At 58.2% G+C, this 6,001-nt stretch carries 5 protein-coding genes and 1 pseudogene; 3 read left to right on the forward strand and 3 right to left on the reverse strand.

Features of this window, described 5'->3' with window-relative positions:
• The first annotated feature begins 131 nt into the window (after positions 1-131).
• Both C7449_RS21400 and C7449_RS21405 read left to right on the forward strand, forming a co-directional pair.
• Positions 132-1,130 carry an HWE histidine kinase domain-containing protein gene (locus C7449_RS21400; protein ID WP_108004926.1) on the forward strand — a complete coding sequence of 333 codons (999 nt, stop codon included), beginning with the start codon at positions 132-134 and terminating at the stop codon, positions 1,128-1,130.
• A gap of 16 nt (positions 1,131-1,146) precedes the next feature.
• Complete coding sequence (locus C7449_RS21405; protein WP_108004927.1) at positions 1,147-1,500, forward strand: response regulator; 354 nt, start codon at positions 1,147-1,149, stop codon at positions 1,498-1,500.
• 649 nt (positions 1,501-2,149) lie between these two features.
• Here the strand turns inward: C7449_RS21405 and C7449_RS21410 are convergent.
• Together C7449_RS21410 and C7449_RS21415 are read right to left on the reverse strand one after the other, a co-directional pair.
• On the reverse strand, positions 2,150-2,641 hold the full coding sequence (locus C7449_RS21410; RefSeq protein ID WP_108004928.1) for a YciE/YciF ferroxidase family protein: 492 nt from the start codon (positions 2,639-2,641) through the stop codon (positions 2,150-2,152).
• Positions 2,642-2,657: 16 nt separating this feature from the next.
• Complete coding sequence (locus tag C7449_RS21415; protein ID WP_374828346.1) at positions 2,658-3,587, reverse strand: PhnA-like protein; 930 nt, start codon at positions 3,585-3,587, stop codon at positions 2,658-2,660.
• 1,342 nt (positions 3,588-4,929) lie between these two features.
• Between C7449_RS21415 and C7449_RS21420 the strand changes: the two genes are divergently transcribed.
• Positions 4,930-5,562 (forward strand): GNAT family N-acetyltransferase, encoded by a 633-nt coding sequence (locus C7449_RS21420; protein ID WP_108004929.1) that lies wholly within the window; start codon positions 4,930-4,932, stop codon positions 5,560-5,562.
• 2 nt (positions 5,563-5,564) lie between these two features.
• Here C7449_RS21420 and C7449_RS22295 read toward each other — a convergent pair.
• A pseudogene (locus C7449_RS22295) lies at positions 5,565-5,744 on the reverse strand (glycoside hydrolase family 15 protein); the annotation flags it as partial.
• Positions 5,745-6,001: the final 257 nt, after the last annotated feature.

Consider the following 6,001-nt stretch of genomic DNA (forward strand, 5'->3'; position numbering starts at 1 on the left):
CAACGGCCATTCAAATAGCCAGATCGATGACCTGCTGCCATGGGCCTACGCCGCAAAGCCCGAACTCAAAGCCGTGGCCTGAAAACACCGCTTACGTACTATCGGTAAGTGTTGAGCGTGGGGATGGAGTGATGAATCTGGAAGATATCTATCGCCTGCTGCGGAGTGGCCATGTCCAGTCGCAAAGCATAATCGACACGGTCCCCGAGCCTTTGCTCGTCCTTGACAAGGACCTGTGCGTCCAAACCGCCAGCCGATCTTTCTGTACGACCTTCAACGTCAGCCGCGATGAGACCATCGGCCAGCACCTTTACGATCTTGGCAACCGGCAGTGGGACATTCCAGAGTTGCGCCGTCTGCTCGATGAGGTGGTTCCGAAGAGCACGGCGGTTATTGACTATGAGGTCGAGCACGACTTTCCGGGCATCGGTCGAAGGACGATGCTCGTCAGCGCGCACCGGCTGTTCCATCCCGACACCACGAACCACAGCCTGTTGCTCTCGATCGTGGACGCCACTGAACGCCGTCGCGGGGAGGCCGAGAAGGATGTGCTCCTGGGCGAACTCCGGCATCGCATGAAGAACATGCTCGCCTTGGTCCAGGCGCTCGCGCGGCAGACAACCGCCGCAGGCCGCTCTGGCGAGGAATACCGCGACGCTTTCCTCGGCCGGTTCAACGCGCTCATGGAGGGCCACGACGCGGCTTATACGCAAGAGGGCAAGGCTGACCTCCAGCAGGTTCTCGCGCGGACCCTTGAGCCCTATTCGGAAGGTCAGGCCGGGGTTCACATCGATTTAGGACCCCCGATACCACTTGGACCGAAGCCGATCATGTCGCTGAGCCTGATCCTGCACGAACTCGCGACGAATGCGCTCAAATACGGCGCGCTTTCGGTGCCGTCCGGACAGGTTCGCGTCCACTGGCACGTCGATGAGGCCAGCCCGCCCAGTCTACGGCTGGTCTGGCAGGAGAGCGGCGGCCCCCGGGTCGCGCCGCCGGCCACTTCCGGGTTCGGTACCCAGCTTATCGAGTTCGCCGTCGCCAGCGAGCTGGGCGGGCGTGTGGAACAGAACTACGCCTCGACAGGTTTAGTGGTTGAGATCGTCCTCCCGTTAGCATCGGTCTCATGACAACGAGACCAGTTTTATGCGCACCGTGCTTATCGTCGAGGACGAGTTCCTGATCGCGATAGACCTCAAGCTTTTGCTTGAGCGGTTCGGCTGGAGCGTGTTCGGCCCCGCGGCCACGATTGTGGAAGCCCTGAAATTGTTAGATGTGGAACTGCCGGCGGTGGCGCTTCTGGATGTCACTTTGAAGGACGGCGCGGTGACGCCGGTGGCGGAGGCACTGCGCGCCAGGAACGTACCCTTCGTGGTGGCGAGCGCCTATGATCGACCGGAGCTTGTCGGCGGCGACGTATTGATCGGAGCGCCGAATGTCGGCAAGCCCACCGAGCAGCGCCGCCTGCTCGCGACCCTTGAGCAGCTCGTGAGTTGCTAGGCGGCTAACAAGCGTTTTGACGAGCGGGAAAGGATGATTGCTGACGGATATCCTTTACATCAAAACGCGTAAGGGGGCTAAGATCGCGCATGGACAAGACAGGTCTCATTTTTGTGATCTTGTTGTGCGTATTGGCCGCTCTCGTGCTCAGCGTATTGATGTTACGGACTAATCGCGCTGTCTCGCCCGACGAGCGATCTCTGCCGCCCGGCGCTCAGGAGCAACCCAGTTAGGTTCGCTAGGGGCGGGTAAGCGTTAGCAACCTCGCGATCGCAGTTTCAGGCCATAAGCACTGCTCAAGCTCCCGGTAAATCCTGGCGGCCGTGGCCAGGTGCTCAGAGCAACTTTTCTCTCTTAGGATAGCCTCATCTCGCTTGGCTTCGCGATGCCAGCCCGCGGCGCGGGCTAAGCTCGTTCTTCCTTTGTCTCACATTAGCATTTTAATTGCGACCGACCATCGCCGCGATCACCGTATCCTCGTCCAGGTCAGCTCTCCGACGTGTCCAGACATGCCGACCGTCGCGGAAAACGGTGACCCGATCGCTCAGTTGCATAACCTCGTCGAGCCGGTGAGAGATATATTCTTGAGGGAGCTCATTTACCTATCCGGCGTGGTGCTTCGGCCACGCCAGATTGTAGTATTCCCGCATCAGGCCGCTTCGCCGTTCACAACTGCTTCGGCAATCTCGGTAAGCAGTTCATCTGTGGTCTCTTCTTCGTCGAGGGTTTGAGCAAGGAGATCTGCAACCTCGTCCAATCCGAGCCGCGTTGCCCAGGCGATCATCGTTCCATAGCGACTGATCTCGTAGTGTTCGACCGCCTGAGCTCCCGCTAGAAGTCCGGCATCAAGGGCGTCCGTGCCTTTGAAATCCGACATGACTTCCTTGCCTTCCTCGATAATGCCAAGGATCGCGGTGCAGGTCTTTTGCTGCGCGGGCTTGCCGATCAGTTCGAAGACCTCTTCGAGACGTGCCACATGAGTTTCGGTCTCGCCTTCGTGCGTCTTAAACGCCTGTTTGAGATCGGCCGACTGAGCCGCATCGGCCATTTTCGGGAGCGCAGTCAGTATCTGCTTCTCCGCGAAGTAAATATCCTTCAGCGTTTCATAGAGAAGGTCGTTGAGATTTTTTGCTTCTGCCATTTTCGTATTCCTTCAGTTAGGCATCTCTGCCGGGGATGTGCTCTTCGACGGCGATGGGTTTCGTGCCGGCCACACCGCCAAACCAGGCAGCAACTGCGCCCAGCAGGAGCGCAACGAAGCCCATCAGTGCACCGCTTGACACTACCGTCGCCGTGGCTTCCGCGGCGTCCAAGGCCTGCTGTTTGGTCTTTTCGACGAAAGCCCTGTAACTCGCCTCATACTCGTTGACCTTCGCACGAGCTTGATCGACAGGAATGTTCTGGGCCCTCGCGAGTGCTTCGGCAGCACGTGCCTTGGCATTTTCGATCTGGGCTTGGTCGCCTGTAGTGACCGCCCGCATGGCAGACACAGCGGCTGCTTGAAGGGCCTGAGGATCAGTGCCGCCACTCATTTCGCGGATTTGGCGTTCAATGTCGCCCATCGGATCCGTTGCCGAGGCGATTGACGGGGCGGCCGCCGCGACTGCCGTCTCTGCCGTCTTGCCAACACCGCCAATGACGCTCGACAGGCCGCTGAAAGCACCTCCGACGAGCGCACCCACCGAAGTCGTGAGAAGGTAGAGAACTACCAGAGTCGTCACTGCCCAGGAGGTAACCCCATGGTAGCCGCCGGTTGACCGGCTCGGGCGGCCGGAGAGACGGCTGGCTGCGTAGGCTCCGATAAAGGCGGCAATGATGCCTGCGACGACGAACCAAACGCCGCCGATGATCGAAAAGGTGCTTGCCGCCGGATTGTCGGAGGTGGCGGGATCCAGGACAGCCGCCCCAATGCCGACGCCGAGAAGATTGAGCATGAACTGAGCCGCAAGCGCCAGCACGACGCCAGCAAATACGGCTCCCCAGGATATCTTGTTGATTGCCCTCGTCAGGAAAGGATCAGCAGCGATTGGATCGACGCCTCTAGGGACGTCGGGCGATGGGATGGCCCGGTCCCTCGGGAAGGACATTGAAGGTTGCGGCGTGGACATAGCATGTTCCTTTGGTTCACGCGTGTTGCGAACAGGGCTCGCTCGGCTTGTCGCGTGCGACCGCCCGGTGCATCTGTTGCACATGGGGCCACGACTATGGAGAACACAGAAGCGCAAGTCTTCATGAGAGAACCCCTCTCATGATCTGCCAGAATATTTGAGTTCGGCAGTAGGCCCCTAATAGATGCAGGGCCCAATGGTTCCATTGTGAGCACGCGGTTTTCGGCTCGGCCACGAGATTGCCGTTAGTGTCGAAGCGGCGACGAAAAAAGAGCCCGCAGTGGCGGGCTCCTTCTGCGATCATGCCGTTGATCTACTTGTCGTTCTTATGGCTTTGCTGGCCCGCTTTCACGTGCTGTTCATGAGTGCCGCCCGCGAACTGCTGGAGGAGCTCTTGGAATCAGCAGCTTTGGTCGTCTTGTCGCTACCGCTTTTGCTCGATTGGCCAGGCTTACCTCTCGTGTGAGCCACTTTGGTTGGGCATAACATTCTCCTTGGGTATCGAAGCCGGCATCGACTTCGAACACATCAACCCCCTCGATCGGAAACGGTTCCAGGCTCATTTCCAACTTAGATTTCACGGAGCGTTTGGACGAACTGTGGACTCGGCAAATGGTCGAGGCTGCTCGAGAATGGGGGTGTCCAGAGATGGCGAAATCGCCGAGGCCTTGGACGCGCGGTGATCCGCCTGTACCAAAAGGGAAACGAAATCCCGGCGTGGCGGCCAAATGCTTCAGAGAGCCTTGAGGAAAGCCCAAGGCGCGGTGGCAGACAATTCTGAATCACATTGTAAAAAGCTGAGGTTCTTGCGTCGCCACTTGCCCGGGGTTTCTCCAGTACTTCGGATGGTGCCAATACTGCAGCCTCGCTTTGGAGATGAACACCAAAATCGGACGACAAAACAGGCGGAGCCAATCGCAAACAGTCCTTATGGCACATCCTTCGCGGGTGAACCGACACCCGCAAAGCATTCCCAGTTTCTAGTGGCGGAGCCTGTTAGAACCGAGAGCCAGTGGATCCGACGATCCTTTCTCAGCCTACTGCGATCACGCGCGAATAGCTTGAGGCCGATTGTGGGGCTTTTCCAACCCTATTATGCTTGTGACGCTATTGAGCGAGGAGGACATCCCAATGCCGACGTCGCGAAAGATGCATGCGAACTATGTCCAGCCTAACGTGGTTAGCATCCTCCAGTCCTTTTGAGGCCAAAGAGGTCAGAAGGCTCACGCTCGGAGTCGAATCCACTTCAGGCCTCGCTTGGGGTAATCAAGGAGAGACATTGCTGCCCCCTCTAAATACCGGGAAATTGAGGAGCTCTTCGATGCCCAATATAACGGGCTCTCCCGCAGTCGTGGACTACGACCTTGGAAATCTGAGATACAAGACTTGTTTCAGCAAGCATGCGGATGCGACAGAGGCCTTGGACTTCGCTGTGACGCTAGCAGGTGCTGACAGCAGCGAGACCACTGGGCCTTCCTTGGCAGTTCTCAGGGGTTTCTTGGTCCAGCCTGGCCACTTGCCCGAGAGGCAGGACGCTTGGTACCTCGACCTTTTCGACAGGCCTAGTCAGCACGCTATGATGGCGTTCCACATCCTTGCTGATGACGCTAACCTCGTTAGACGAGCATTGGAGAACGACGAGCTTTTTGAGGCCCTCGGCTCGGTTGCATGCATCGAGCGTTTGTGGGTTCACTCGGATCTGCGCGGCCGAAAAATCGCGTTGCGTCTTCTGCGAGAGGCGCAACATGTACTTAGTCGAAAAGGACTCCTTGCCATCATAAAAGCGCACCCAGACGGGACGCCTTCGACATCGGACACACTTAGATTGGCCGCCTACTATCAGTCCGAGATCTCCCTGAGGCTTCGCTCCGTATGTGAAGAAAAGTACCCGGGCTGGCTTGTCGGAGCATGGGAAACGCCGAAAGCCGATCCTGGAGACAAGCCATTCCCTTAGCGTTACCAAGGACTGAGCCGCGCGCGTTCCCGGGCGGGCCCATTTGCGTTCAATAGGTTGTGTGCAGAATTGATAAGCCCGATGTGCGAGAACGCTTGCGGGAAATTGCCCAGCATCCGTCGGTCTTCGGGACTGTATTCTTCCGAGAGCAGACCTAAATCGTTGCGCAGGTCCAGCAACTGAGGGGAAGCTACTCTAGCGCGAGATGCGCACCCCGGGCATCAAAACTCGCTGACCGTATTCTCAGGGCACCCTGTCGCTGGCGACAATACCGCCCTCTCCCTCTAAACGGGCGATGCGTTTCGCCTCTGAATCAGTGAACTTCAGCCGAACGCCTTTTCCGCGTAAGCGGTGTTTTCAGGCCACGGCTTTGAGTTCGGGCTTTGCGGCGTAGGCCCATGGCAGCAGGTCATCGATCTGGCTATTTGAATGGCCGTTG

This window comes from Mycoplana dimorpha (assembly GCF_003046475.1).
GTDB classification, from domain to species: Bacteria; Pseudomonadota; Alphaproteobacteria; order Rhizobiales; family Rhizobiaceae; genus Mycoplana; species Mycoplana dimorpha.